Below are 25905 nucleotides of genomic sequence, written 5' to 3'. Positions count from 1 at the left end.
GAATGATATAAGGCCCGAGCCAGCCCTCTAGATTGCGCCTTTGATTAATCGGCGATCAATTGGATTGATGACAATTCTGTGTTGCCTCGTCTGCAAAGATCAGGCTTGGGACCGAGTCGCCCCCTTCGCGAGCAAGCCCGCTCCCACATTGGTTCTGTGGCGTACATAACCCCCCTGTGGGAGCGGGCTTGCTCCGGGCGGCGTTCCGACGAAGAGGCCAGCAGCCTTCAACACAATCAGGATCAGGCCAAGCTATCCGGTCCCCCGAAAACACCCCGGACTTCGCCGCCGGTGGCAGCATCCACTGTGACCCGTCATCAGCCATTGGTTTAACGGGGTCCACCTGCCTGCGCTGTGCCAATTTCGTCATCGCCAATGCCCAAACCCATCAAGCCATGACGCCTCGGATAGACCACTCTGACCGGTCTGTCCAAGGAGATGACCATGATCCGACTGACCCTGATCGAAGCCCGTGAGTTGGCCGAATCGATCTTGTTGCACAACGGTTTTAATCTGGCCCATGCACAAGCGGTGGCGGCGACGGTGGTTGTTGGCGAACGTGATGGCTGTGCCTCCCACGGTTTGTACCGGATTCTGGGGTGTGTGAATTCCCTGCGGGCCGGCAAGGTGTCAGCCGATGCCGAGCCACAGGTGATCGACCAGGCGCCGGCGATTGTGCGGGTGGATGCTGGCGGTGGGTTTTCGCAGTTGGCGTTTCAGGCGGGGTTGCCGTTGCTGGCGCAGAAATCCCGGGCCAACGGCATTGCGGCGCTGGCAATCAACCGCTGTGTCCATTTCTCGGCGTTGTGGGTGGAGATCGAGCAGCTGACGGCTGCCGGTCTGGTGGCACTGGCGTGTAATCCGAGCCACGCCTGGGTGGCGCCGGCTGGAGGACGACTGCCGGTGTTCGGCACCAATCCCATTGCCTTCGGATGGCCGCGTGCGGGGCAAGATCCGTTTGTATTCGACTTCGCCACCAGCGCGATTGCCCGGGGTGATATCGAACTGCACCGGCGTGCCGGCAAGGCGATTCCCGAAGGTTGGGGCGTGGACGCCCAAGGCCAGCCGAGCACCGACGCCAACGTGGTGCTTGATAGCGGCGCGATGCTGACGTTCGGCGGGCACAAGGGTTCGGCGCTGGCGGCCATGGTGGAGTTGATTGCCGGGCCGCTGATCGGTGACCTGACCAGTGCCGAGTCGTTGGCCTACGACGGGGGCAGCAAGTCGTCGCCGTACCATGGCGAGTTGATCATCGCCCTGGACCCTCGGCGCTTTCTGGGGGACGCCACTGAAGAGCATTTGGCCCGGGCCGAAACGTTGTTCCAGGGCATTGAAGGGCAGGGCGCACGCTTACCGTCGCAGCGACGATACGCGGCGCGGGCACGCAGCCTGGTGGAAGGCGTGCAAATTCCCGAGGCGCTGTACAACGACCTGACAGCACTGCTGGCTTGAATGGAATGGGTGCGCCCACTCCTGTGGGAGCGAGCTTGCTCGCGATGACGGCATCAGATTCAACATTTTCGTCGACTGACACACCGCTATCGCGAGCAAGCTCGCTCCCACAGGAGGTCGTGTTGTTAAACCGGCTCGCGTTGGCTGCTGCCATCCACCAGCCGTGCAATCCCCAGTGGGTTGGCGTTTTTCAAGGCGTCGGGTAGCAAGGCGTCCGGGCAGTTCTGGTAGCACACCGGACGCAGGAATCGCTCGATGGCCAGGCTGCCAACCGATGTGCCACGGGCGTCGGAGGTTGCAGGGTAAGGCCCGCCATGGACCATGGCATCGCAGACTTCGACCCCGGTGGGGTAACCGTTGAACAGTACCCGGCCGACTTTTTGTTCCAGCAGTATCAGCAGGTCCGCATGGGTCTGAAGATCCGATGCTTCGCCAATCAATGTCGCGGTCAGTTGCCCGTGCAAGCTGTTCAACGCCTGCCGCAGCTCAACCTTGTCCGCCACTTCAACGACAATGGTGGTCGGCCCGAACACTTCTTCCTGTAGCAGCGGATCCCCATTGAGCAGCAGGTTGACGTCGGCCTTGAACAGTTGCGGCCGCGCCTGATTGCCCTGCTGGTCGTGGCCCGCCAGATGCGTCACGCCCGGATGCTCGAGCAAGGCCCGCACCCCTTTTTCATAGCTGCCGAGGGTGCCAGCATTGAGCATGGTTTGCGCCGGTTGTTCGGCCATCAGGTTGCTTAGGCGCGCAGTGAACGCCGTCCATTCAGGGGTGCGAATACCAATGACCAACCCCGGATTGGTGCAGAACTGCCCGCAACCCTGGACCACCGATGCCACCAGCTCACCGGCGATTTTCTCGCCCCGCGCGCGCAAGGCTTCGGGCAATACCAACACTGGATTGATGCTGCTCATCTCGGCGAACACCGGGATGGGTTGTTGCCGTGCGGCGGCCATGTCGCAAAGGGCACGGCCACCTTTGAGCGAGCCGGTGAAACCGACGGCCTGAATCGCCGGGTGCTTGACCAGCGCTTCGCCGACACCAGCACCGTAGATCATGTTGAACACACCCTTGGGCATGTCGGTCTGCTCGGCGGCGCGCAGGATCGCATTGGCCACGCATTCGGCGGTTGCCATGTGCCCGCTGTGGGCCTTGAACACCACCGGGCAACCGGCGGCCAGGGCCGCTGCGGTATCGCCGCCAGCAGTCGAAAAGGCCAACGGAAAATTGCTGGCGCCGAACACTGCCACCGGGCCGACGCCGATCCGGTACTGGCGCAGGTCAACCCGTGGCAGCGGCTGACGCTCCGGCAGGGCACGGTCGATGCGCGCGCTGTAGAAATCGCCCCGACGCAGGACCTGAGCGAACAGACGCATCTGGCCGCTGGTGCGGCCGCGCTCGCCCTGAATCCGGGCGCTGGGCAGGGCGGTCTCGCGGGTCACCAGGGCCACGAACTCGTCATCCAGGGCATCCAGTTGCGCGGCGATGGCTTCAAGGAATTGCGCCCGGCGCGTCGCCGGTAAATTACGAAAGGCGGGATAGGCGGCCGCAGCGGCCTGGGCGGCCGCGTCGACTTCTTGCGCGGTGGCTTGCACGAAAGAGTAGGGTAGTGCTTCGCCGGTGCTGGCGTCATGGCTGTTCAGGATGATGTTGCCGGCTGCGCTGCGGGCGCCACCGATGTAGTTGTGGCCAAGGATCTCAGGCATCGAAAAAGCTCCTGTCGAAAAATGGGTTTGCAACACAAAACCTTTGTGGGAGCGAGCTTGCTCGCGATGGTTTCAAAGGCACCGCGTTTATCCAGGATCAGCGCGGTATCGTTGACGTCCATCGCGAGCAAGCTCGCTCCTACGCCAGAGAATCGGCCCGGCGTGGGCTAGTCGAGGCTGGGTCCAGCGCAGCAACCCGCGCCGCCGACTCGGCATCCACCTGGCGCAATGACTTGCCACGGGTCTCGCGGGTCAGGCCGACAGCCACCACGGAAATCAGCGCGGCGCCCACCAGATACCAGGCGATCGGAGTCGAGCTGTGGTACTTGTTGAGTAAAGTGATGGCGATCAGCGGTGCCAGGGAACCGGCGAAGATCGGCGCCACCTGATAGCACAGGGACAGAGCGGTGTAGCGTACGTGGGTCGGGAACAGTTCAGCCATCAGCGCCGAGTAAGGCGCATAAGTCATCGACTCGATGGCCAGACCCAGGGTGATGGCGGCCATGATCAGCCAGTTGTTGCCGGTGTCCATCATCGGGAAACCGATGAAACCCCAGAATGCTGTGAGCACCGCGCCGGTCAGGTACACCGGCTTGCGCCCGACGATGTCCGACAGATAGCCCATCAGCGGGATCAGGAAAAAGTGCACCAGGTGCGCGCCGAACATCAGCAGCAGAATTTGCGAAGTGTCCTTGTGCACCACCAGTTTCAGATAGGTAATCGAGAACGTCACTACGGTGTAGTAGAGGATGTTCTCGGCAAAGCGAGCGCCGATTCCCACCAGCACCGAACGCCAGTGATGGCGCAGCACTTCCACCACACCGAGCTGTTGCTGTTTGGTCTGGGCCTGACGGGCCTGGGCTTCCTTGAAGATCGGCGCGTCATCGACGCTGGTGCGAATCCAGTAACCGATCAACACGACTACCGCCGAGAACCAGAACGCCACGCGCCAGCCCCAGGCAAGGAACTGTTGCTCTGACAGGTTCGACGACAACAGCAGCAGGGCGAGCGTGGCCACCAGGTTGCCGGCCGGCACCCCGGCTTGCGGCCAACTGGCCCAGAAGCCCCGACGATTGTCCGGGCAGTGTTCGGACACCAGCAGAATCGCGCCGCCCCATTCGCCACCGAAAGCGAAGCCCTGGATCAACCGCAACAGCACCAGTAGCACCGGCGCTGCGTAACCGATCTGGTCGAAGCCAGGCAGGCAACCCATCAGGAAGGTGGTGATGCCGACCACTACCAGGCTCAGTTGCAGCAGGCGTTTGCGGCCGAATTTGTCACCGTAGTGACCGAATACCAAGCCGCCTAACGGCCGGGCGAGAAAGCCGACCGCGTACAAGGCGAAGGCGGCAATGATGCCGTCGATGGGGCTGTCGGTCTGGCGGAAGAACAGCTTGCCAAAAACCAATGCCGAGGCGGTGCCGTAAAGAAAGAATTCATACCATTCGGCGACGGTGCCAGCCATGGCGGCGGCCACCACGCGTTTGAGTCCCGAGGGTGTGGTTGCGCTTTGCGTGTGTTGAGGATTCGACATGCTGACGTACCTTGTTGAGACGCAAAAAACGGGCAGCCGGGCGGGGCCAGTAAAGGTCCGCCCGGCAATCACTCAGAGACCGACGTCCGGCAGTTCCGGGCGGTTGGCCAACGCCTTGGCCATGATCTGCTCGACGAATACGCGGTCGGCTTCCGGCAGGGCCAGGCGTGGCGGACGGGTCAAGGCGCTGCCGCGACCGGCAATGGCTTCACACAGCTTGATGCACTGCACCAGGTCGGCACGGGCATCGAGGTGCAGGATCGGCATCAGCCATTCGTAGATCGGCATGGCTTCGGCGAAACGACCGGCCTTGGCCAGGCGGAAGATGGTTTCGCCTTCTTTCGGGAACACGTTGGACATGCCCGAGACCCAACCTTCGGCACCCACGGCGATGCTTTCCAGCACCACGTCGTCGAGGCCGGCGAACAACACGAAACGGTCACCGACTTCGTTGCGCACGTCGATGAAGCGGCGGGTGTCGCCGGAAGAATCCTTGAAACACACCACGTTGTCGCAGTCGGCCAGGGAAATCAGGATGTCCGGGGTGACGTCGTTCTTATAGATAGGCGGGTTGTTGTAGACCATCAGCGGCACGTCGGCGTTTTTCGCCACGTAGCGGTAATGCTCGGCGGTTTCGAACGGCTTGGAACCGTAGACCAGCGCCGGCATCAGCATCACGCCATCGACGCCGACCCGGCGTACGGCATTGGCGACCTTGGCCGCTTGTAGGCTGGTGAACTCGGCCACGCCGCAAATCACCGGTACCCGACCACGGGCGGCATCGACAGCGACTTCAGTCACGGCGATTTTCTCCTCGGCGGTCAGCGAGGTGTTTTCACCCACCGAGCCGCAGACCACCAGGCCTGACACGCCGTCGCGGATCACGTTGGAAATCACCTGATGGGTTTTTTCCAGGTTGATGGAGAAGTCATCGTTGAATTGAGTGGTCACCGCGGGAAAGACGCCACTCCAGTTAATGCGCTTGCTCATTGTTGCCTCCGGTTCGTTAATTGTATTTCGTATACGATATTTAAAATGACAATGCTCGGCTAGTGCTTTTTTGGGTTTTCAGGGGTTTTTACTGGCCGTTGGTCTGGATGGGGAGGGATTGCGTGATCAGGCGCCGGGCCAGGTGTCGGACAGGCGATAGCCTTGTGGCCACGGATCGCTTGGGTCGAGCAGCAATTGATGGGTGCCGGTGATCCACGCCCGGCCGGAAATGCACGGGTAAATCGCGGCGCGGCCGGCAACTTCGGTCAGCGAATCAATGCGGCAGTGGAACTCCGAGCCGATGATTGAACGGCCGACAAAGCGCTCGCCAACCTGCATCAAACCTTTGGCCTGCAACACCGCCATGCGCGCCGAGCAACCCGTGCCGGTGGGGGAACGGTCGATCTTGCCCGGTTGAATCACCACCGCATTGGCGCCGGTGGCGATGCCGTTCTCATGGACGATGGGCGCGGCGATCTGGCAGAAGGAAATGTGCGACCACTCGGGATTCAGCGGATGCACGAAGCCCAGTTGTTCGTTGGCCGCTCGAGTGATTTTCAGCCCGACCGCGACCAGATCGGCCGCTTCATCCGGGCGGATGGAGAAACCCAGGCCCTTGGCATCGGCAATCACAAAACTGTCGCCACCATAAGCGGTGTCAACCTTCAGCGAGCCGATGCCTTCGACTTCAATCCAGGCATCCAGTTGATCAGCGAAGGACGGCACGTTTTTCACTTCCACCCGTTGCACCTTGCCGTCCCGGCAGTCGGCCACGGCTTCGATCAGGCCGCCGGGCGCTTCCAGCACCAGGCGAGTTTGCGGCTCGGTCATGGGCAGGATGCCGCTGTCGAGCAATACGGTGGCGACGCACAACGAGTTGGAGCCGGACATCGGCGGGGTGTCCGCCGGTTCCATGATGATCCAGGCCATCTGCGCCCGTGGGTCCTTGGCCGGGACCAGCAGGTTGACGTGGCGGAACACGCCGCCGCGGGGTTCGTTGAGGACGAAGTTGCGCAGGGTTTCGTCCCGGGCGATCCAGCGCGACTGTTCCCACACGGTGGCGCCGGGCGGCGGGGCGACACCGCCGACGATCACGTCGCCGACTTCGCCTTCGGCGTGGCAGCTGACTACATGAATGACTTTCGATGAGCGCATGGTTTACTCCTTGTTTTGTCTGTGAAAGCCTCATCGCGAGCAAGCTCGCTCCCACAGGAATGAGTGGTGTACACACAAAACCCCTGTGGGAGCGAGCTTGCTCGCGAAGGGGCCAGTCGCTATTTCACTGATTTCAGAAACGCTGCAGTTTCCGCATGCACCGGATTGCCAATCACCTGATCCGGCGAACCAATCTCATGCACCAGGCCATTGCGGAAGAACGCCACACGGTCGGACACGTCCCGGGCAAAGCGGATTTCGTGGGTCACCAACACCATGGTCATGCCGTCTTCGGCGAGCATGCGCATGGTGTCCAGCACTTCACCGACCAACTGCGGGTCGAGGGCCGAGGTGGCTTCGTCAAACAGCATGTAGTCCGGTGACATGGCCAGGGCGCGGGCGATGGCCATGCGTTGTTGCTGGCCACCGGACAGCTTGCCAGGGAAGGTCTTGAGCTTGTCGCCCAGGCCGACGTGGGTCAGTTGCTTCACCGCTAGTTCTTCAGCTTCAGCCTTGCTTTTGCCCAGCACTTTGCGCGGCGCGAGCATGACGTTTTCCAGCACCGTCAGGTGCGGGAAGGCATTCCATTGCTGGAACACAATGCCGATTTTCTGCCGCAGGCGATTGAGGTCGGTGGCGCTGTGATGGACCTCGACGCCGTCAACGCGGATGTTGCCTTTCTGGATCGGTTCCAGGCCGTTGATGCACATCAGCAAGGTCGATTTGCCGGAGCCGGAGCCGCCGATGATCGACACCACTTCGCCCTTGTTCACCGTCAGGTTGACGCCCTTGACCACCTCGAGGTTGCCGAAGGATTTATGTACGTTGTCGATCTCAATCATTTTCTTGCCACCTTCTTTCCAGACGAGCGCCCAGGCGTGCGACCACCAGGCTCATGACGTAGTAGATAAGGCCCGCGATGCACAGCACCAGCAACGGTTCCTGGATGCGGGTGACGATGGTTTGCGAGGCGCGCAGCAGTTCGACGATGCCGATCCACATCACTAGCGCGGTGTCTTTCATTACACCGAGCACCAGGTTCAGCCAGCCGGGGAACGCTACCCGGGTGGCCATCGGCAGGACGATCCAGCGCAAGTCCTGCAAGAAGCTCAGCCCCAGCGACCGGCTGGCCCGGCGCACGGTGAACGGCACCGCCAGCACGCCGGCCCGCACGATCTCGGTGAAGTACGCCGCAGCGTAAACCCCCAACACAATGCAGCCGACGCTGAAGGCGCTGATGTTCAGGCCGATGATGCTTTTGAGTGAGTTGAACAGTACGAACTGGATCAGCAACGGCACGCTGCGAAACACGTCCAGCACCCAGGCCAGCGGCAGGCTGGCCCGTGGCAACAAGGCCCGCAGCAGGCCGAATAACAACCCGGCCAAGGAACCGAGAATGATCGACCAGAACGTCAGTTGCATCGTGACCCACGCACCGTTGAGCAGGAACATCAGGTCATTCGAGGAAAAATCGGTGGAAAACATGGACAGCTCCTCAGTAACGGAACAACCGCCAGGCCATCAGCCGGGCTGCCGCGACGATCGCCTTGGCAATCAAGTAATACAGCACGGCTGCGATGGCGAAATACTCAAAGGTGCGGAAGGTTTTGACGTTGTATTCCTGGGTCACACCGGTCAGGTCATTGTTTAGTCCGACGATCACCCCCAGCGACGTCATCAACACCGCCCAGACCATCTGATTGGTCAGCGGGTAGAACACGATCCGCAGCAGTTGCGGGACGATGATCATGCGGTAGGCCTGGAAGGCACTCATGCCGAGGGAACGCGCCGCACGCACCTGCGTGTCAGGCACGGCCTTGAGGCCGCCGCGAAAGTTCTCCGCCAGATATCCGGCATTGTTGAAGGTGATCCCGGCCAGCAGGGCGAACCAGGAACTGACGTGCAGGTTCAGCGAGCCGAGGCCGAAGTAGAGGATGTAGATCTGGAACAGCGACGGGGTGTTGCGGGCAATCGATACCCAACCGTTGCCGAACCCGCGCAGTAACGGGTGTTTGGCCTCGCGCATCACTGTCAGGGCCAGGGCGATCAGCACGCCGAAGATCATCGACAGCGCGGCGGTTTCGAAGGTGACGATGGCACCGGCAAGCATGTCCGGCAGGGCGCGCAGGGCGGAACGCCATTGGAAGCTGTAGTCAAACATGCGCAGGGCTCTCCAGTAGGGCAGCAGGTTGTAGCCAGGCCGGCAAACGTCCGCTGGCCGTTGCGGTGCAGGCCGCGTCGACGCATTCGGCAAGGCTGGCGAAGTGCACCTTGCGGCCGACCAGGCCCGGTGCGTAGTGAGCGTATTTGCCCGAGTTGGTCATCAGGTTTTCAGCCGCCAGGGGGATTACGGGTTCGCCGAGCATGCACCAGCAGGTGTCGGTGACCAGGGTCGCGCCAAACGCTTGGATCACGGCGATGTGCCCGGCCTCACGGGCCTGCTCCAACACGGCACGGCCGCAGGTGATGGCAAGCACCACATCCGGGTGTCTTTGCCGTCCCCGGCACAGTCGCGCCAGGTGAGCGAACTCGCTGAGGGAAAAGTGCGGGTTACCCAGCGACACCACATCCACCCGGTTATCGCGAGCACTGTTGAGTTCGCGCCAACTGCGCAGCAGGTCCTTCAGGCGGATTTTTTCCACGGCAATGGAAATGTCCGCATCCAGCACCCGCGCCGGGTCAATGGCCTCCGGCGTGACCCCGGCGATGTGGAACAGTGGCGCCGCAGAGGTGGTGGCGAAGGCCGCGCCAAAGGCTTTGAGGTCGTCCAGGCTCGGCTTGCGTTTTTCCAGTCCCAGCACCAGCGGCACACGACTGCCGGCCAGGGCACCAATGTGGTAACCCAGCAGCGGGTAGAAGGCATCGTCCAGTTCACCGAGGGCAGGCAACTCGATCTGCAACCGAGCCTTGCGTTGCGCGTCCAGGTGGCAGCCGATCAGCGGAGCACGACCGGTGAGGGCGATGCAGATGTCCAGGTAATCCGGGTATTTGAGGGTGCGTGCACCGAGCACGCTGTTGGCGTAGACCACTGCGTTGGATTCCGCCCAGACGATTTGCTCGCCAGCCTTCGGTGCAGTGTCGAGCAGGTACGGCGCGCAGGTGAAACTGAGCTGTGCGCCCATCGCCATATAGGCATCGCCCAAGGCACTGGCCGGTTCACCCAGTGCCGGGTCGATACCCAGTTCGCGCCAACGGCGCTGGTCGACGGAAATTGAATTGAGCGTGGTGGGCACTCGCACTTTTGCTCCCCATTGCACCAGCTGCCGGGCAAAGCGCAGGCTCGCCGGTCCCGTGTAAATGCAGCCGTCGATGTGTGCTTGAGTGACATCCACCAACTGGTCGGCACCCTGCAGTTCGGCCATACGCAGGACGATCTGCATGGCCATTTGCGCGGCCTTGCCATGCCGGCCATCGAGCAGCGCCCGATCGTGCTCGGTGAGCCTGATCGAGGCGATGCTGTCAGTGTCTGGTAATGGGCTGTCGAGCGCCTGCCAGGCGTCGCCCGGCAGGTGATCGAACAGGCTCAGCGTTGCATTTTCGACCCGGGCGAAGGCCTGGCCGCGCAAGGCGGTGAAGGCCTCCCGACCGATGCACAGCACCGGCAGGGAACGGGCAAAAATGGTCTGCGCCACCAGCACGCCCAAGGTCAGGATCTCGTCGGCTTCGGCCAGCACCAATGCCGCCGGTGCATGGCCATTGCTGATCAGTTCCATCAACACGCTGCTGCCGGTGCACGAGCCGCGACCACTGGGAATCGCCAGCACGCGGCCGGCCAGGTGTTGGCCGCTGAGCGGGTGATGGCGGTCGATGACTTCACCCGTGCAGGGATCGACTCCGCCCCAGAAACTCAAGCCGACATCGGCGAACAGCAGGGCGCCTTGCGCGGCACCCGCCACCAGGCTGCGCCCGCTCAGAGACATTGGCCCAGGCATGCCGGACATCTCAGTAGTAGACCTGAGGCACGGTCAGGTTAGTCGGCGAGATCTCGGTGCCGACCCATTTAACGAACAGCTCCTGGTAGCGACCGGTGCGTACCTGTTGGTTGACGAACAGGTTGAGGTAGTTGAGCAGGCCGTACTCGCTGCGCTTGGCGCCCAGGGACACGTAGTCGATGACGTACGGGGCGTTACCGGCGACTTTCAGGTTTTTGTATTTGCCTGACTTGAGGGTGGCGGCGGCCACGGTGTTGGTGACCACGGTGGCATCGATGTGGCCTTGGGTGACGGCCAGCAGGGTATCGTTTTGCGACTGGTAGGCTCGGAAGCTACCCGAGCCCCAGTTCTTCACGTCTTTCTCCAGGGCGATGGCCTCATAAGTGCCGCTGGTGTTGCCCACGGCTTTGCCCTTGAGGTCGTCGAAGCCGTTGATGCCGGTGTCGTCGCGGGTCAGCACCACCATCTGGAAGGCAAAGTAGGGTACGGTGAGGCCAACGGTCTTGGCGCGTTCGAGGGTGTCGGAGGTGGACGCGACGATCACGTCAGCCCGGCCGGAGACCAGTGCCGGAATGCGATCCGGGAACGGCGTTTCCACCACCTCGGCCTCGACCCCGAGGATCTTCGCCAGGTCGCGGCAATAGTCCACATCGAAGCCGGCCGGCGAGTTGCTGGCATCGCGAAAGCCCATGGGCGGGAAGTCCAGGGTCACGGCGCAGCGCAGCTTGCCCGAACCGATGATGTCGTCGAGCTTGTCGGCCTGGGCAGTGGCGATAAAGGAGGTACTGAGAACAGCGCTGAGGGCTACGGCAAATGCGGGGTTTTTCATAGAGGCCTCGTTGATGTGAAGTGCTGTTGAATATCGTATTGGGGATTTCGTATACGATATTAACAATAGCAATCAACGTGCCCGATTCCAGTTCTGACGGTGAATAAATCGTCAGGCCTTGAAGTAGAGGTCTTGCGGGGGAGCAACGAGCGGGAGAGTGGAAGCCTGGGCAAACGATGGCAGTGTTACAGATGGGAGCAATGGGTGTGTGGACGCACCTTTAAGAAACACTGGCAGGTGAGAGGTGCGTGCCTGCTTATCGGTTCATTGCAGGTTTTTTGGTGGATGGACTGGCCTCATCGCGAGCAAGCTCGCTCCCACAGGGGATCGCATTTGCCTTGCGCACGCGGTCAATTGTGGGAGCGAGCTTGCTCGCGATGAGGCCCGGAAGAACTCTCTTCATCACCCGCCTAACGCTGATTATCGCGATACTGAGTCGGCGACAAACTGGTCAGCGCCCGAAACTGCCGGCTGAAGGCACTGTGGTCGGTGTAACCACAGCGCAAGGCAATCTCGGTAATCGGCAACTCGGTGTGCAGTAACAGCCGCGAACCTTCCTCCAGGCGTGCCTTGTGAATCATTTGCCGTGGGGTGAGCTGGAACACCCGTTTGCAGTGCCGCTCCAATTGCGCCACGGAATAGCCAGCGATGGCGGTCAGTTCGGCGAGGCTGATGGAGCGGGCGAAGTGGCGGCGGATATGGGCATCCACGGCGGCGAGTTTCTGGAACGCCGGATGGTTCGACTGCGGCGATTGCAGGTCGCGGGAGATACCGGCCAGGCCCACGATCCGACCCTGTTCATCCTTCAACGCGAGTTTGTGGGTCAGGCACCAGATCGGCTGATTGCCATAATACAAATGCAGTTCCAGCTGATCGGCCAGTTCGCGACCACTGGACAGCACGCGCCGATCCTGCTCGGTGTACAGCGGACCGAAGCGTTCCGGGAAAACCATTTCGGCGGTGCGCCCCAGCAGCTCGTCCCTATGTTTGAAACCACAACGCCGGGCCAGGGTCTGGTTGACGAAGGCGTAACGGGCCTCGCAGTCCTTGATGAAAAACACCACGTCCGACAAGGTATCGAGCAACGGCGCGATGGGCTGAAGGCTGTTCAGCAGCGTCGGCAGCTCGCAAGGTTTGAAGGTGGTGAGCGATGGATACATGGCGCCGGGAGTCTGAGGGTGACCCCCGGGATCATAGAGACTCGGCAGCGTGGCCGAAACCCCAGGCGTGGTCATCACGCCGGCGGGGTATCGTCCAGGGACATCAAGGTTTCGATCCGCGCCGGGCTGAAGGGTGGGCGCGGTGCCGAGGGCTGCCAACCAAACAAATGCTGCACAGCGCCGCCACACACCCGGCCCTGGCAGGCGCCCATGCCACAGCGACTGGCGAGTTTGGCTTCGCGCCAGTCAGAGTGACCGGTCAATGCCGCGTACGGCACGTCTTCGCAGCGGCAAACCAGGGTGTCGGGTTGGGCCAGGGACTTGAGTCGCGGGTCGAGGGCGAACGCGCTGTTCAGCGCCTTGGCAAAACCCTGCCAGCGCGCCCGGCGCGGCCACAATTGCCTGGCGGCTTGCAGATTACCGACCGCAGCGTGGCCGGCAATCGCACCTTCCACCAAGGCCAGCTCACTGCCGCCGAACCCTGTGCATTCGCCTGCCGCATAGTGATCGGCGCGGCTACTGGCCTGCCAGGCATTCACTGCGATGGCTTGATCTTCAATGGCGCAACCCAATGCCTGACCCAACTGGATGTTCGGAATCAACCCGAAACCACAGGCCAGCCGATCACATTCCAGTTCGACGATGTTGCCTTGTTGTTGCAGGCGCACGCCTTCCACTCGGTCGGTGCCAAGCGCCGCCAATACGTGGGTGGCGGTGCGGTAGTGGTGGTCGAACAGGCTGAACGATTGCAGCCATTTGCCGGGCCAGCGCGGCAGTTGCGCGGCGAAACCGGCGACGGCGCTGCGGCAGGCTTGTTCGGCGATGCGTTGTACTTGCGCGCCATGCTGTTTGGCGGTGGCGGCACTGGCCAGTAACAGCGGGCCGCTGCCGGCGATCACCACGCGCTCGTTCTGCACCGGCAAACCGGCCTTGATCAGTGCCTGCAAACCACCCGCACCGGTGACTCCCGGCAGGGTCCAGCCGGGGAAGGGCAACAGCAATTCACGGGCGCCGGTGCACAGAATCAGTTTGTCGTAGCTGATCAACCAGCCATGGTCGTCATCTTCCACCAGCAGTTGTTTCGCGCCGGGATTGGCGATCACCCGAGTACCGGCGTGATGGCGGATGTTGTTGCACGACGCCAGACGCTCGCGCAGGCGCCGGGCCTGACCGGGTACGTTGGCTTGAGGTCCGTCGCGCCAGATTTGCCCGCCAGGCAGCGGGTTGTCGTCGAGCATGACAATGCGGGCGCCGCTGGGGGCGGCGGCAAGGGCGGCGCTCATCCCGGCAGGGCCCGCGCCAATGATCAACAGATCAGCATATTCATTCATGGGCGAGTCTCCACCTGCATGCCGTCACGGCACAGGGTCTGGCAAGCCAGGCGACGCCGGCCATCGATGGTCACCCGGCATTCCTGGCAAATGCCCATGCCGCACAGCGGCGCACGGCGCTGACCGCTGACCGAGGTGCGCGTGCAGCCGTCACTGGCCAAGGCCAGGGCAGCGGCGACGCTGGTGCCTTCGGCGACTTTCAGGGCGTGGCCGTCCAGCAACAATTCAGGCATAGACCGGTTCTCCGAGAAAACGCTGGGGCAGATAAGGTTGTGCGACCAGTGGCGGGGTTTCGTTGAACAGTTGCGCCACCAGTAAATCGGCGGTGCCGGGGGCGGTGGTTACGCCCAGTCCTTCGTGACCGACTGCCAGCCACAAGCCTTGATGGTGTGGATGCTGGCCCACCAGCGGCAAACCGTCGGGGCTGGCGGCGCGAAAGCCGGTCCAGGCACGGATGCCATTGAGCCGGGCCAGCCCCGGCATGTACTCGGCGGCACGCTTGAGCATCTTGGCGAGCATCCAGCCTTCGACCTGCGGGTCGGTGGTGCCGAATTGCCGCGAGGCGCCGATGAACAGTTGCCCGGTGGGGCGCGGCTGGATATTGCAGGCGGTCGACGGCCCCGTGGCGTTGTGGGCACTGGTGACGTAACCCAGTTCCACCAGCGTATGGGTGACGCTGCCGGGGTAGCGATCAGTGATCAGCAAGTGGCCTTTTTTCGGCTCGATGGGCAATTCCGGGCACAGCTCGTTGGCTTGAATACCGTTGGCCAATACCACGGCATCGGCACTCAACCAGTGACCATCATCGAGGCAGACGCGGTTGCCATCGACCGCATTGACCCGCGCCCGGCGCTGGCGGATGTTCGGTGTTTCGAGCATCCATCCGGCCGTCGCCGGGGCGTATAGAATGCCGTCGCCATTGATCAGCAAGCCGCCTTCCAGTCCTTCGCGCAGTTCCGGTTCGCGCTGGCGCAGGGCACTGGCGCCGATCAGTTCGCAAGCCACGCCCTGGGCTTGCAGGTTGAGGAATTTGCTGTGGGCCACCGCCATTTCTTCGGCATTGGCCGCCAGCCACAGCGTGCCGTTGCAGCGGTAGGCACAGCTGTCGGGCAGGTCTGCGCCCAGATCGCGCCAGCGCTGCAACGAATATTGACTCAGGGCCAGTTCGGCGGGGTTGTCGTCGAGTACCAGCAAGTGGCCCATGCCGGCGGCTGTAGCGCCGTGCAGACCGGCGTCCAGCACCAGCACCTGCAAGCCGCGACGGGCCAGCGCCTGGGCACAGGCGGCGCCGATAATGCCGGCGCCGATCACGATCACATCGGCCACCTGGCCCTCGTTCATGGACGAATGCCCCAGGCGAACGGGTCGTCCTGTTCGATGATCAGGCTCGCCTCGGCACTGATGAACGCGCGACCACGAATGGTCGGCACGATGCGCTCACCCTGCAGTTCATAGGAACCCTCGAACTCGCTGCCGATGACGCTGGCCTGGCGCCAGATCTGCCCCGGTTGCAACTTGTCGTCGGCCGCCAGGCATGCCAGTTTGGCGCTGGTGCCGGTGCCGCAGGGCGAACGGTCATAGGCTTTGCCGGGGCAGAGCACGAAGTTGCGGCTGTCGGCGTGATCGTCATCGGCGAACAACTCGACGTGATCGATCAAGCCGCCGTCTTCACCGCGAATGCCTTGGGCTTCCAGTGCCTGCTGCACGGCGAAGGTGTAAGCGGTCAGCGCTTCGAGGTTGTCGCCGGCCACCCGCAGGCCGTGCTCGGCGACCAGGAAAAACCAGTTGCCGCCCCAAGCGATATCACCGACCACTTGGCCGATGCCCGGCACCTGCACCGCCAGCGCCTTGCGATAACGGTAGGCTGGCACGTTGCGCACACTCACCGAATGGTCTTCGTGCAGGGTTGCCTGCACCGTGCCCACCGGCGTTTCGATGCTGTGCACGCCGGGGCCGATTTTGCCCAGGTGCGCTAACGACGCCACCAGGCCGATGGTGCCGTGGCCGCACATGCCCAGATAACCGGTGTTATTGAAGAAAATCACCCCGGCACAGGCGCCAGGGTCCACCGGCGTGCAGAGCAGGGCGCCCACCAGTACGTCACTGCCCCGTGGTTCCAGCATACAGGCGGCGCGCCATTGATCATGCTGTTCGGCTAATGCCTTGCGCCGTTCGGCCATGCTGCCGGTGCCCAGGTCAGGAAAGCCGGCGGTCACCAGGCGGGTCGGTTCGCCGCCGGTGTGGGAGTCGATCACAGAGATGCGTTTCATGAGAGGGCCACGTCCATTCGGTTGAGTGAACGCAAGAGTGGCCCGTGCGGCGGGGTGTCGGCTTGATGGATTTAGTCTGCGTCGATGACGAAATCGGCACAGCATCCACAACGGTCAGTGGGGGTGGGGCAGGTGCTCGAACAGGGTCGTGCAGACGCCGGCAATGTGCTCGTCCAGAAGCTTCACCGCCAGGTCCACATCCCCGGCGCGGCAGGCCGCCAGGATCTCGCGGTGTTCGTGATCGGCCCGTTCCTTACCGGCCGACAAGCTCATCTGCATGCGCAGATAACGCTCCAGCTTGTCGTTGACCGAACGGATCAGACTCACCAGAAACGGTCGCTGCGCAGGCTCGTACAGGCAGGAGTGCAGCTCCCAGTTGAGCTCGGCCCAACGCCCTACGTCGTCCTCGCCGATGAACTCCTGACAGATGCGCTCGGCACGGGCGAAGGTCTCTTCGGTCATGTTCGGAATGGCCAGGCGCAGAATCTTGTCCTCCAGCAACATCCGCACTTCGAACATCTGCGCCAGCTCCGCATCGGAAACCCGCGTGACCATCGCCCCGCGATTGCGCTGGAACATCACCAATCCTTCGGCCTCCAGGCGCTTGAGGGCTTCACGCACCGGGATCTTGCTGACATTGAACTGGCGGGCGATGTCGTCCTGGCGGATCGGCTCATCCTCGGCAAAATGCCCGGCGACAATCGCATCCCGCAGATGGCGGGTGATGATTTCCGACGTTGAAGGCGTGTTACCGAGGTCGGGTGCGTTGAGTTTGGGTAGGTTCACGGCGGCGGTCATTTGGAGTGAGATAGCGCTAGGGTATACGAAATTCTTTTGCTGATCTTCCCCGGTTCGACGTCGGTGCACCCGTTTTCATTCAGGCTTGCGCCGCGCCCATTTCACCGTTTGCCATGATTTACGCTGGAAGGATTGCCCGCTGCATAGCCGATCAGGCAGCCAATCCTTCTCAGAGACTATCCGGATCCCCAAAGAACATCTGAATCCGCGACCGCAACCAGCGCTCCCCCGGATCATTATCCTGCGACCCGCGCCACGCCATGTGCAGTTCAAAGCTGCGCACCGGCAACGGCGGATCCTCCGCGCGCACACCGCCCGCGGCCGTCAGTGCATCGGCCGTGTAGTCCGGCACGGTTGCGACGATGTCAGTGCCGGCCAGCAAGGTGCTAAGGCCGTTGAACTGCGGCACTGCGAGCACCACATGACGTTTGCGCCCGAGCTTTTCCAGTTCTTCATCGATAAAGCCGCTGAGGTCGCCGGCGAACGACACCAGTGCATGGGGGCGCGCGCAGTAATCATCCAGGCTCAATGGCCCCGGCACGGTGTCGGCGCGCAACAGCTTGGGCTGGCTGCGGCGCAGTACCTTGCGCTTGGCGTTGGCCGGCAGGTCGGTGGTGTAGCTGACGCCGATGGAGATCTCACCGGAGGCCAGCAACCCTGGCATCAGGATGTAGTTGACCCTGCGTATCACCAGCACGATCCCCGGTGATTCGGCACGCAGGCGCTTGAGCAGCATGGGCAGCAAGGCGAATTCGACGTCGTCCGAAAGGCCGATGCGGAACACGGCGGTACTTGTGGCAGGATCGAACTCGGCCGCACGGCTGACCGCGGTGGAAATCGAATCCAGAGCCGGCGAGAGCAGGGCGAAGATCTCGATCGCCCGGGCGGACGGCTCCATGCTGCGGCCGGTACGCACAAACAACGGGTCATCGAACAACCCGCGCAGGCGCGAGAGCGCAGCACTGATGGCCGGCTGGCCGAGGAACAGTTTTTCCGCAGCACGGGTCACGCTGCGTTCGTGCATCAATGTTTCAAAAACGATCAACAGGTTCAGGTCGACACGACGCAGGTCATTACGATTCATCTGGAGTCCTGGCAGAGTCAGCAAACTTGACGTGGGCGGCCATATGAGAACAATGGCCAGCAGGAATATTAAGGGGAAAGGCTGGTACTCTGCACCGGGTAATTCAGATTTCCTGCAAAGGAGGCTTCGGTATCTTGCGGCATTTGACAATGTCGCCGCCGCTGCGGAATCAATGACAGGCATGTCGACTATTAATACCCACTGATAGTGTTGGGTTGAAAGCCCAGCTAGAGTTCATGGCATTAGAGGTTCATTTGGCGAGGTTTGTGATGTCCCGCACGATCCGTTTTCACAAGTTTGGTCCAGCCGAGGTGCTCAAATGCGAAGAGCATGCGGCGGCTCTGCCTGCACCGGGCGAAGTGCAGGTGCGCGTCGAGGCCATTGGCATCAGCTGGTACGACACTCTTTGGCGCCAGAACCTGGCGTCGTCCCACGCCCGTCTGCCTTCGGGCCTTGGCCAGGAAATGGCCGGTATCGTCACGGCTGTCGGTGAGGGTGTGGATGACCTGGCGATCGGTGACAAGGTCGCCAGTTTCCCGGCCCAAAGCCCGAACGACTATCCGGTCTACGGAGAACTGATTGTCCTGCCGCGCTCGTCGCTGACCCGTTACCCGGACGTGCTGAGCCCGATCGAAGCCAGCGTGCATTACACGCCGCTGTTGGTCGCCTATTTTGCTTATGCCGACCTGGCACGGGTCAAGCCCGGGCAATTCGCCCTGGTGACCGACGCCAGCCATTGCGCCGGACCTTCGTTCGTACAACTGGGCAAGGCCTTGGGTGTTCGTGTGATTGCCGCAACCAAGTCAGCAGAGGAACGTGAGTATCTGTTGTCGCTGGGCGCCGAAAAAGTCATCGTTACCGAGGAAGAAGATCTGCTGATACGGATCAACAAGATCACCGATAACCGCGGTGTGGATGTGGTCTTCGATGGTTTGGGCGGTCCTCAGATGTCGTTGCTGGGCGATGTGCTGGCGCCTCGCGGCAGCCTGGTGCTGTACGGCCTGCAAGGTGGCAACCAGACGCCATTCCCGGCCTGCGCGGCGTTCCAGAAGAACATTCAGTTCTTCGTGCACTGCATCGGCAACTTCACCGGCAAGCCGGAACTGGGCATCATCCAGGACCAGGTCGCACTGCAACGTGCCTTGCGCGACATCAACCAGTTGACCGCTGACCGCGTGCTGCTGCCGCTCAAGACCCGGGTCTTCCCGTTTGCCGAGGTGGTCGAGGCACACCGCTACATGGACGAATGCCCTTGTCGCGAGCGGGTCGCCTTGCAAGTCGAACCGGCATAGCACTTACCCCAAGAGTCGACGCAAAAGCCCCCCCCCAAGAGTCCGTGCCCACACGGACTCTTTCGTTTGTGCCCCCCCCAAAAAAAGGTTCATCACGCAATCCTGGGAAACTGTAGGAGCAGCCGGTCGACGCTCGATTGCTGGCGATGGGTTCAAGTGCGCCACGCTTATCCAGTTTGCGCGTCATCGTTAAAGTCCATCGCGAGCAATCGAGCGTCGACCGGCTGCTCCTACAGAAGAGCAAAAAAAACCGTCGATCCGCAGCCCGGTCCAGCAACTGAACTGGTTTTTGCCCGTAATCTGTAGCTTCTAAAAAGCCACTAAGCCCTGATAATTGAATGATTACTTTCATCTCAAGGAATGAGTCATGGCAGGGTGTCAGGCTAAAACTTTTCAATGTGCGCCCTCGGTGCACACTTCCAATTTAGTTAGTTGTTGTGTAGCAGCCAAAGAGTCAGCAACAACTGCTTTCCTTATTTCTTGTGTTAAGTGTCTGTGGGGCTCTGTAAGACGCTTCCTAGGACTCCGTCTCCAATCGAGAAAACCCTTGCCAGCCGGGCGCTACAGCTTTGTATTCGGCGTGCGCAAGAAGGGTTGTTACGATTGTTTCAAATGATTTCCAGAAAATTCAATTGCTAGCATTTGGCAATAAAGTCGATGACTCCATTTGTGCAGACAGTCCAGCGGAATGTGTTGTCCGCGCGATATTGAACTTACGAGTACCAGGTAAATAAAGATGACCAGCATCCATGACCAAGCGATGAACTATGTCTATCAACAAGTGCTGCAGCGATTGCTGGGTTTCTTCTCCCGTGCCGAGCGCACTGCATTGCAGTTGTTGATTCAGCGTCTGGCAGTGGCGGCGGGGGGCATGGAGCGTATTGGCGATTTCAAGGTGTTGGCGGTCCAGTCCGGGGTCCGCGACAACTGCTACAGCCTGGCGCTGTTGCGTGCGGCGCAATTGACCATCGCCACGCGGGCGCCGGCGACATTTCAGTTGCGCATCGCCTCGTTGCGGTTGAACGGGACAAGCCGGGCGGCCGTGGAAAACATGCACCGGACCAACAGCGCACTGTTCGTCTATGACGATCCGCGGGTCGAGGTGTTGATGGTTGATGATCGGGAAGTGTTGCCGTTCGATCACCTGACGTGGATCTCCGACGCTGGCCGCGAGTCCAGCCGCCTGAACCTGCTGCTGATCGGGCATCGCCGGGCGTGGCACGGCGGGTTCGACCTGTGGGATGACGGATATCTGGCCACGGGCGAATTCTACGGCCAAATCGCCCGCTGGGACGGTGGTGTCGACGCTTTGCTCGTCAGTGACACGCCGCGTCAGCAGAAACAGTTCATCGACGGCTTGAAGCGTGCCGCCACCAAGGCAGGGCTCAAGCCTTCGCCCGTGGGCGAGGCCGGCCACGCGGGGTTGTTTGCATTGCTCGATGAGCTGGGCAGCGACTGTTATCAGGCGTTCTATGCCGATGACGACCAGGCCCGATGGCGTCCTGAAGAGCGCTTTGAGACCTGCCGTCGTACCACCTGCATCGAGATTCACGACCTGCTGGTCAGCAACCTGGAGGAGCGCTGGTCATTGCTGACTGAATTTCTCGGCTTCCAGCCTGACGAACTGTCCGCGCAGATCAGCGACAACGAATTCGTCAGCGCGTCGATCTCGGCGCACGTACGTGGGTTGCAAGCGAGCTTCGTGCAGGGCCGCGATTATGAGTCAGGCGTTGCGCAATACCTGCAACGCGCCCTGGTGATGATGCGCCGCAAGCGTTTGCCCGAGCGTTTGTGCGAGCAGGCCATCGAGGTGTTCGGCAACCCGGCGACACTGGGCGATCAGCGTGCCCGAGCGGCGGTCGAGGCGCAAAAGAACCTGGGCCTGAGCGAAGCACAACTGGTGTGTCTGCTTTTTGCGCCGTTTATCGAAGAGGGTGCGGGGCTTGAGCGATTTTTGCGTCAGTGCCACCCGGGCATGCTGGTGGCCATGCCCGAGTTGCACCGGGCCATGCAGGGGCAGCCGGTTGCCGAACAGATCATGCAATGGATGATTGATGTCAGCGGATTGCCCGTCAGCCTGATTGGCCGGCTTTATCGCATGGAACGGGCGCCAGGCAGCGACGAAGGGGGGCTCGAAGCGCAGATCCAGTGCGCCGCGTTGCAAGAGGCAGCGGGCGATCCTGACACTGGCAACACGTTGGTGGATGAATGGTCAGCGGGTCACTGAGGGTGAGCGGACTATCAGCCAGTGCGGTCGGCCTTCAGCCATGAAAGGTCCACGAGAAACGGATTTCGCCTATCAGGCCGTTTATCGGTATCTGGGCAGCTTGATCAATGAGTCCGAAGGGGATTCACGCATCCGCCTGCCGTCGCTGCGGCAGCTGGCAGAGCGCCTCAATGTGTCGATCTCGACCATTCAGTACGCCTATTCGCTGCTGGAGAAGGAAGGGCGCGTGTTTTCGGTGGCCAAGTCGGGTTATTACGCGTTGCCAGTGTCGTCTTTCAACCCGCAGGACAGCGGCAGCGATCTGCTCGAAGCTGTCTATGTCAATGCCAGGCGTCCGGGGATGCTGGTCCTGAGCGCCGATGAGCCGGCATTGTTGCAGCCGCTCGACAGCCCCTTGTTGCTGCTGGAGCGAGAGATGCTGCGCCAGTATCCAAGGCAGCCGCAGTCGCCCTCGCAACCCTGCGGCGAGCTCGAGTTGCGCACCGCCCTGGCCGCACGCTACACCACGTCTCCCATGCGTTACTGGCATGCCGATGATGTCTACATCGGTGCCGACCTGCGCGGCGTCCTGGAAATCCTCATCGCCGTGCTGGGCTTGAAAGACGCCACGGTAGTGGTTGAATCACCGTGCGACTGGACGATCCTGCGTTTGTTTCAAGCCGCCTGTGTGCGGGTGATCGAGTGGCCTGTGCAAGCAGATGGCTGCCTGGATCCGCACCGGCTGAAAACGTTGCTGGAGACCGAGCCGGTACGACTGGTGATGCTGTCATCGGCCCTCAACATGCCCCGTGGCAGCCTGGCGCCTGAGGAAAACAGGCAGGCCATTGCCCGGCTGTTGGCCGCGCATGACAGTTGGGTGCTGGAAAACGATTGTTATGGCGAACTCGGATTCGACCCGGGCGGCCTGCGTTTTCGCGACTTGCTGGACCCTGAACGGCTGATGGTGTTTTCCGCGTTCGAGAAAATCATTGGACCGGAAGCGCCCTACGGCTACCTGCTTTCCAGGCACTTGAGCGCCGAGCTGCAACGGCACTTCCTGCTGCGTTCGTTTCGACTGTCGCCGATTCGCCAGAAAGCCATCGCCCGTTTGTACAGCAGCGGCCGCATCGATCAACACCTGCTGGTGCTGCGACGGCTACTCAAGGAGCGCAAGAGTCAAATGACCCAGTTGTTGCAGGAGCGACTGGGAGATGCCTTGCATTTAGTCGAGCCGCAAGGCGGTGCAACGATCTGGGTGCGTTCGTTGCGCCGGGTCAATGTGCGCCGTGTGTTCCAGCGCCTGCTGGCGCAACAGGTGATCATCGCACCGGGCGAACTGTTCAGCCTCCACGGTCTGCATGGGCAGCATTTGCGCCTCAGTCATACCTTCGGCGGTGATCACAACCTGGCGGCCGCGCTGGGATTGCTGGGGGATGCGCTGCGCCTGGAATCGATCGAGTGAGTGACAAAAAAATAACAACCTCCACTGTGTGGGATCGATCCCATCGCGTTGCGGTCAAACTGCCAGTAAACTGCTGCTCACTTCCTGAACCACTCTATTCCAGAGGTTTTGCATGACACTCAGTCCTTTTGCGGGTAAACCGGCACCGGCAGAATTGTTGGTCGACATCCCGCGACTGGTAACGGCCTATTACACCGGCCAGCCTGATGCCGCCATTTCGACCCAGCGCGTTGCCTTCGGTACGTCGGGGCACCGCGGTAGCTCGTTCGACTTGAGTTTCAACGAATGGCACGTGCTGGCGATCAGCCAGGCCATTTGCCTGTATCGCGAAGCTCAAGGCATCGATGGCCCGCTGTTTGTCGGTATCGACACCCACGCGCTGTCCACGCCGGCCGGTGCCAGCGCTCTTGAAGTACTGGCGGCCAACGGCGTCACCGTGATGATTGCCGCTGGCGACGAGTACACCCCGACACCGGCCATTTCCCATGCGATTCTCTGCTACAACCGTGGTCGCACCAGCGGCCTGGCGGACGGCATCGTCATCACGCCGTCGCACAACCCGCCACAAAGCGGTGGCTACAAGTACAACCCCACCAACGGTGGTCCGGCCGATACCCACATCACCAAGTGGATCGAAGCCAAGGCCAACGAACTGCTGGCCAACAAGCTCGCAGGCGTCAAGCGCATCAGCTACGAGCAGGCACTCAAGGCCAGCACCACCCATCGTCACGATTACCTCAACACCTATGTCGCCGACCTGATCAACGTGATCGACTTCGACGCCATCCGTGATGCCAAGCTGCGCCTGGGCGTCGATCCGCTGGGTGGAGCAGGGGTGCGCTACTGGTCGGCGATTGCCGAGCATTACCGTCTGGACCTGGATGTGGTGAACAAACAGGTCGACCCGACCTTCCGCTTCATGACCGTCGACTGGGACGGCCAGATCCGCATGGACCCATCGTCCAGCCATGCCATGCAAGGCCTGATCGGCCTGAAAGAGCGCTTCGACGTGGCGTTTGCCTGCGACCCTGACCATGACCGCCATGGCATCGTCACGCCGTCCGGCGGTTTGCTGGCACCGAACAACTACCTCGCCGTTGCCATCGACTACCTATTCCAGAATCGTCCGCAATGGCGCGCCGATGCTGCCGTGGGCAAAACCGTGGTCAGCAGCGGCTTGATCGATCGCGTGGCCAAACGCCTGGGCCGTCGCCTGTACGAAGTGCCGGTCGGCTTCAAGTGGTTTGCCGACGGGCTGTTCGATGGATCCCTGGGTTTCGGCGGCGAAGAAAGCGCCGGTGCCTCGTTCCTGCGCAAGGACGGCGGCGTCTGGAGCACCGACAAGGACGGCTTGATTCCAGCCCTGCTGGCTGCCGAGATGACAGCCCGGACCGGTCGCGATCCGAGCCAGGCGTACCGTGCCCTGACCGATGAACTGGGTGAACCGTTCTCGGTAAGGGTCGACGCCAAGGCCAACCCGGAGCAGAAAGCCCTGTTGAGCAAGCTGTCGCCGCAACAGGTCACCTCGACCCAACTGGCCGGCGAGCCGATCCAGAGCATCCTCAGCCACGCACCGGGCAACGACCAGGCCATTGGCGGTCTCAAGGTCATGACCGAAAACGGCTGGTTCGCGGCGCGTCCGTCGGGCACGGAAGACATCTACAAGATCTATGCCGAGAGCTTTGTCAGCGACGACCACCTCAAGCAACTGGTGGCCGAGGCGCAAACGCTGGTGGATGGTGCCATTTCCTTGTAGGAGCGAGCCTGCTCGCGATGGTCGTCAACGATAACGCTGGCAGCCTGACACCCCGCGGTATCCTCGGGTTTTTCGCGAGCAGGCTCGCTCCTACATTGGACCGCATTCCCCATGTAGGAGCTGGCTTGCCAGCGAAGACATTTGAACAGGCACCCAAAAAAGGGGCGACCAACACGGTCGCCCCTTTTTTTGCAATTGCCCTCAGCAGATCACGCCAGGTCCACCAGAACAATCTCACTGTCCTCAATGGCAGTCACCCGCAGCACCTGCTCATCGGCCACCGCGACACCGTCTCGAGCTTCTGCACGCAAGCCATTGACTTCAATAACCCCGGTGGCGGGGACCAGGTAGGCACGACGACCACTGTCCAACAGGTATTCAGCAGTTTCACCGGCCTTCAGATTGGCAGCCACCAGCCGGGCATCAGCGCGGATGCGCAGGCTCTGCTCGTCGCCTTCCTTGCCGCTGGCCAGGGTGACAAAACCTTCGCGATCGCCTTTCGGGAACGGCTTGGCGCCCCAGGACGGTGCCAGGCCGGTCTCATTCGGGATGATCCAGATCTGGAAAATCCGGGTCGGCGTCGCTTCCAGGTTGTACTCGCTGTGGGCGATCCCGGTACCGGCGCTCATGACCTGGACGTCGCCCGCTTCGGTCCGGCCCTTGTTGCCCAGGTTGTCCTGGTGGGTAATGGCGCCTTCACGGACATAGGTGATGATTTCCATGTCCCGGTGCGGGTGTTGCGGGAAGCCGGTGCCGGGAGCGATCACGTCGTCATTCCAGACCCGCAGGTTGCCCCAGTTCATGCGCTGTGGATCGTAGTATTCGGCGAACGAAAAATGGTGATGTGCATCCAACCAGCCGTGGTGAGCACCGCCAAGGGTTTTGAAAGGTCTGAGTTCAAGCATGATCGTCTCCAGAAAAGGTTCGTCATGGGGCGGGGCGCCTGAG

General features: G+C 61.7%; 22 protein-coding genes. 5 read left to right on the top strand and 17 right to left on the bottom strand.

Going from position 1 to position 25905, the window contains the following annotated elements; all coding sequences use genetic code 11:
• Nucleotides 1–444 precede the first annotated feature (444 nt).
• A complete protein-coding gene (locus tag Q8X48_RS26475) occupies nt 445–1452 on the top strand; it encodes an Ldh family oxidoreductase (protein WP_407802074.1) in 1008 nt (335 codons plus the stop codon).
• 125 nt (nt 1453–1577) lie between these two features.
• On the opposite strand, the gene Q8X48_RS26470 is transcribed toward Q8X48_RS26475, so the two are convergent.
• The 16 genes from Q8X48_RS26470 to Q8X48_RS26395 all read right to left on the bottom strand — a co-directional run bounded on the left by Q8X48_RS26470 (nt 1578) and on the right by Q8X48_RS26395 (nt 18241).
• Entirely contained in the window at nt 1578–3158 is a 1581-nt protein-coding gene (locus tag Q8X48_RS26470; RefSeq protein WP_407802073.1) for an aldehyde dehydrogenase (NADP(+)), read from the bottom strand.
• A 139-nt stretch (nt 3159–3297) separates the two neighbouring features.
• Nucleotides 3298–4692 (bottom strand): fosfomycin efflux MFS transporter AbaF, encoded by a 1395-nt coding sequence (gene abaF / locus Q8X48_RS26465; protein ID WP_126045787.1) that lies wholly within the window; start codon nt 4690–4692, stop codon nt 3298–3300.
• Nucleotides 4693–4764: 72 nt separating this feature from the next.
• Nucleotides 4765–5682, bottom strand: coding sequence for a dihydrodipicolinate synthase family protein (locus Q8X48_RS26460; protein ID WP_095966736.1), 918 nt, complete (start codon nt 5680–5682; stop codon nt 4765–4767).
• 126 nt (nt 5683–5808) lie between these two features.
• Complete coding sequence (locus Q8X48_RS26455; protein WP_407802072.1) at nt 5809–6837, bottom strand: trans-3-hydroxy-L-proline dehydratase; 1029 nt, start codon at nt 6835–6837, stop codon at nt 5809–5811.
• Nucleotides 6838–6956: 119 nt separating this feature from the next.
• Nucleotides 6957–7679, bottom strand: a complete 723-nt coding sequence (locus Q8X48_RS26450; protein ID WP_047530195.1) for an amino acid ABC transporter ATP-binding protein — start codon at nt 7677–7679, stop codon at nt 6957–6959.
• Nucleotides 7672–8322, bottom strand: coding sequence for an amino acid ABC transporter permease (locus Q8X48_RS26445; protein ID WP_095966737.1), 651 nt, complete (start codon nt 8320–8322; stop codon nt 7672–7674). The genes Q8X48_RS26450 and Q8X48_RS26445 overlap by 8 nt, the downstream gene beginning before the upstream one ends.
• Nucleotides 8323–8332: 10 nt before the next feature.
• On the bottom strand, nt 8333–8998 hold the full coding sequence (locus Q8X48_RS26440) for an amino acid ABC transporter permease (protein WP_007997725.1): 666 nt from the start codon (nt 8996–8998) through the stop codon (nt 8333–8335).
• Nucleotides 8991–10769, bottom strand: coding sequence for a cis-3-hydroxy-L-proline dehydratase (lhpI, locus tag Q8X48_RS26435; protein ID WP_407802071.1), 1779 nt, complete (start codon nt 10767–10769; stop codon nt 8991–8993). The genes Q8X48_RS26440 and lhpI overlap by 8 nt, the downstream gene beginning before the upstream one ends.
• 10 nt (nt 10770–10779) lie before the next feature.
• Nucleotides 10780–11598, bottom strand: a complete 819-nt coding sequence (locus Q8X48_RS26430; protein ID WP_217835074.1) for an ABC transporter substrate-binding protein — start codon at nt 11596–11598, stop codon at nt 10780–10782.
• 410 nt (nt 11599–12008) lie between these two features.
• Nucleotides 12009–12758, bottom strand: coding sequence for an AraC family transcriptional regulator (locus tag Q8X48_RS26425; protein ID WP_407802070.1), 750 nt, complete (start codon nt 12756–12758; stop codon nt 12009–12011).
• A 74-nt stretch (nt 12759–12832) separates the two neighbouring features.
• The gene (locus Q8X48_RS26420; protein ID WP_407802069.1) at nt 12833–14089 is read right to left on the bottom strand and encodes an FAD-dependent oxidoreductase; all 1257 of its coding nucleotides are present in this window, start codon (nt 14087–14089) and stop codon (nt 12833–12835) included.
• A complete protein-coding gene (locus Q8X48_RS26415) occupies nt 14086–14322 on the bottom strand; it encodes a 2Fe-2S iron-sulfur cluster-binding protein (RefSeq protein WP_007994312.1) in 237 nt (78 codons plus the stop codon). The genes Q8X48_RS26420 and Q8X48_RS26415 overlap by 4 nt, the downstream gene beginning before the upstream one ends.
• Nucleotides 14315–15430, bottom strand: a complete 1116-nt coding sequence (locus Q8X48_RS26410; RefSeq protein WP_407802068.1) for an NAD(P)/FAD-dependent oxidoreductase — start codon at nt 15428–15430, stop codon at nt 14315–14317. Before Q8X48_RS26410 ends, Q8X48_RS26415 begins: the two co-directional genes overlap by 8 nt.
• On the bottom strand, nt 15427–16359 hold the full coding sequence (locus Q8X48_RS26405; RefSeq protein WP_407802067.1) for a 4-hydroxyproline epimerase: 933 nt from the start codon (nt 16357–16359) through the stop codon (nt 15427–15429). The genes Q8X48_RS26410 and Q8X48_RS26405 overlap by 4 nt, the downstream gene beginning before the upstream one ends.
• Nucleotides 16360–16473: 114 nt before the next feature.
• On the bottom strand, nt 16474–17157 hold the full coding sequence (locus Q8X48_RS26400) for a GntR family transcriptional regulator (RefSeq protein WP_407802066.1): 684 nt from the start codon (nt 17155–17157) through the stop codon (nt 16474–16476).
• Between the two features lie 169 nt (nt 17158–17326).
• On the bottom strand, nt 17327–18241 hold the full coding sequence (locus Q8X48_RS26395; RefSeq protein ID WP_108228796.1) for a LysR family transcriptional regulator: 915 nt from the start codon (nt 18239–18241) through the stop codon (nt 17327–17329).
• Nucleotides 18242–18510: 269 nt separating this feature from the next.
• On the opposite strand from Q8X48_RS26395, the gene Q8X48_RS26390 reads away from it, so the two are divergent.
• From Q8X48_RS26390 to pgm, 4 genes are all read left to right on the top strand, one after another.
• Nucleotides 18511–19533 (top strand): zinc-dependent alcohol dehydrogenase family protein, encoded by a 1023-nt coding sequence (locus Q8X48_RS26390; protein ID WP_095966744.1) that lies wholly within the window; start codon nt 18511–18513, stop codon nt 19531–19533.
• Nucleotides 19534–20269: 736 nt separating this feature from the next.
• Nucleotides 20270–21760 (top strand): hypothetical protein, encoded by a 1491-nt coding sequence (locus Q8X48_RS26385; RefSeq protein ID WP_407802065.1) that lies wholly within the window; start codon nt 20270–20272, stop codon nt 21758–21760.
• Between the two features lie 40 nt (nt 21761–21800).
• Nucleotides 21801–23201, top strand: coding sequence for an aminotransferase-like domain-containing protein (locus tag Q8X48_RS26380; RefSeq protein WP_407802064.1), 1401 nt, complete (start codon nt 21801–21803; stop codon nt 23199–23201).
• A 112-nt stretch (nt 23202–23313) separates the two neighbouring features.
• Nucleotides 23314–24957, top strand: coding sequence for a phosphoglucomutase (alpha-D-glucose-1,6-bisphosphate-dependent) (gene pgm / locus Q8X48_RS26375; protein WP_407802063.1), 1644 nt, complete (start codon nt 23314–23316; stop codon nt 24955–24957).
• 209 nt (nt 24958–25166) lie between these two features.
• Here the strand turns inward: pgm and Q8X48_RS26370 are convergent, their stop codons facing one another.
• On the bottom strand, nt 25167–25862 hold the full coding sequence (locus Q8X48_RS26370; RefSeq protein ID WP_007970604.1) for a pirin family protein: 696 nt from the start codon (nt 25860–25862) through the stop codon (nt 25167–25169).
• Nucleotides 25863–25905: the final 43 nt, after the last annotated feature.

This window comes from Pseudomonas sp. QLc11A (assembly GCF_052112305.1).
Taxonomy (GTDB): Bacteria; Pseudomonadota; Gammaproteobacteria; order Pseudomonadales; family Pseudomonadaceae; genus Aquipseudomonas; species Aquipseudomonas laurylsulfatiphila.
Note: the sequence above shows the minus strand (reverse complement) of the source record. Positions and strands in the feature narration are given on the sequence as shown.

What these genes read in the sequence shown, in the direction of transcription:
- Q8X48_RS26410 (WP_407802068.1), bottom strand. Translation starts at nt 15,430, where the DNA reads ATGAACGAGGGCCAGGTGGCCGATGTGATCGTGATCGGCGCCGGCATT.
- Q8X48_RS26395 (WP_108228796.1), bottom strand. Translation starts at nt 18,241, where the DNA reads ATGAATCGTAATGACCTGCGTCGTGTCGACCTGAACCTGTTGATCGTT.
- Q8X48_RS26420 (WP_407802069.1), bottom strand. Translation starts at nt 14,089, where the DNA reads ATGAATGAATATGCTGATCTGTTGATCATTGGCGCGGGCCCTGCCGGG.
- Q8X48_RS26370 (WP_007970604.1), bottom strand. Translation starts at nt 25,862, where the DNA reads ATGCTTGAACTCAGACCTTTCAAAACCCTTGGCGGTGCTCACCACGGC.
- Q8X48_RS26425 (WP_407802070.1), bottom strand. Translation starts at nt 12,758, where the DNA reads ATGTATCCATCGCTCACCACCTTCAAACCTTGCGAGCTGCCGACGCTG.
- Q8X48_RS26440 (WP_007997725.1), bottom strand. Translation starts at nt 8,998, where the DNA reads ATGTTTGACTACAGCTTCCAATGGCGTTCCGCCCTGCGCGCCCTGCCG.
- Q8X48_RS26475 (WP_407802074.1), top strand. Translation starts at nt 445, where the DNA reads ATGATCCGACTGACCCTGATCGAAGCCCGTGAGTTGGCCGAATCGATC.
- Q8X48_RS26385 (WP_407802065.1), top strand. Translation starts at nt 20,270, where the DNA reads ATGACCAGCATCCATGACCAAGCGATGAACTATGTCTATCAACAAGTG.
- Q8X48_RS26400 (WP_407802066.1), bottom strand. Translation starts at nt 17,157, where the DNA reads ATGACCGCCGCCGTGAACCTACCCAAACTCAACGCACCCGACCTCGGT.
- Q8X48_RS26430 (WP_217835074.1), bottom strand. Translation starts at nt 11,598, where the DNA reads ATGAAAAACCCCGCATTTGCCGTAGCCCTCAGCGCTGTTCTCAGTACC.
- Q8X48_RS26415 (WP_007994312.1), bottom strand. Translation starts at nt 14,322, where the DNA reads ATGCCTGAATTGTTGCTGGACGGCCACGCCCTGAAAGTCGCCGAAGGC.
- Q8X48_RS26390 (WP_095966744.1), top strand. Translation starts at nt 18,511, where the DNA reads ATGTCCCGCACGATCCGTTTTCACAAGTTTGGTCCAGCCGAGGTGCTC.
- Q8X48_RS26460 (WP_095966736.1), bottom strand. Translation starts at nt 5,682, where the DNA reads ATGAGCAAGCGCATTAACTGGAGTGGCGTCTTTCCCGCGGTGACCACT.
- Q8X48_RS26450 (WP_047530195.1), bottom strand. Translation starts at nt 7,679, where the DNA reads ATGATTGAGATCGACAACGTACATAAATCCTTCGGCAACCTCGAGGTG.
- Q8X48_RS26455 (WP_407802072.1), bottom strand. Translation starts at nt 6,837, where the DNA reads ATGCGCTCATCGAAAGTCATTCATGTAGTCAGCTGCCACGCCGAAGGC.
- Q8X48_RS26380 (WP_407802064.1), top strand. Translation starts at nt 21,801, where the DNA reads ATGAAAGGTCCACGAGAAACGGATTTCGCCTATCAGGCCGTTTATCGG.
- Q8X48_RS26470 (WP_407802073.1), bottom strand. Translation starts at nt 3,158, where the DNA reads ATGCCTGAGATCCTTGGCCACAACTACATCGGTGGCGCCCGCAGCGCA.
- Q8X48_RS26445 (WP_095966737.1), bottom strand. Translation starts at nt 8,322, where the DNA reads ATGTTTTCCACCGATTTTTCCTCGAATGACCTGATGTTCCTGCTCAAC.
- Q8X48_RS26405 (WP_407802067.1), bottom strand. Translation starts at nt 16,359, where the DNA reads ATGAAACGCATCTCTGTGATCGACTCCCACACCGGCGGCGAACCGACC.
- abaF (WP_126045787.1), bottom strand. Translation starts at nt 4,692, where the DNA reads ATGTCGAATCCTCAACACACGCAAAGCGCAACCACACCCTCGGGACTC.
- lhpI (WP_407802071.1), bottom strand. Translation starts at nt 10,769, where the DNA reads ATGCCTGGGCCAATGTCTCTGAGCGGGCGCAGCCTGGTGGCGGGTGCC.
- pgm (WP_407802063.1), top strand. Translation starts at nt 23,314, where the DNA reads ATGACACTCAGTCCTTTTGCGGGTAAACCGGCACCGGCAGAATTGTTG.